1 protein-coding gene is annotated in these 331 nt (G+C 49.2%); it reads right to left on the bottom strand.

The window, feature by feature from the left end:
- Positions 1-144: 144 nt before the first annotated feature.
- A partial coding sequence (locus E1189_RS24965; RefSeq protein ID WP_230460047.1) for a hypothetical protein occupies positions 145-331 on the bottom strand: 187 nt, incomplete at its 5' end.

The following is a 331-nucleotide window of genomic DNA, read 5'->3' as shown; positions in this document are numbered from 1 at the left end:
CTGTGACCAGGACGGGTGCAATAAGTCTTTTACCTCATCCAGTCATCTCACCAGGCACCAGCACACACATCAAAAAGTGGGAGGTGAGTGACTCAGGATGTGATTTCAGGAGGCCTGCGTCACAAGGGGCCGCCAGTTACGTTGCTATCTTCTTTGTTCTTTGTTATGGAAAGGAAGGATAGGAATGGTCTCCAGACTGAACTTTGTTGTCACCAGTCTTTGCATAGTCATCGGCCTGTCTGCATGTGCCACCTGTGCATCAGAAAACATGAATTGCCGGGGGAAAAAACGAAAAACCGGATTAACTCTCACCGCTTCACCGCCTGCACAA

Source organism: Parendozoicomonas verongulae (assembly GCF_009711465.1).
In the GTDB taxonomy this organism is placed as follows: domain Bacteria; phylum Pseudomonadota; class Gammaproteobacteria; order Pseudomonadales; family Endozoicomonadaceae; genus Sansalvadorimonas; species Sansalvadorimonas verongulae.
This window is presented reverse-complemented; position numbering and strand designations above follow the sequence as displayed.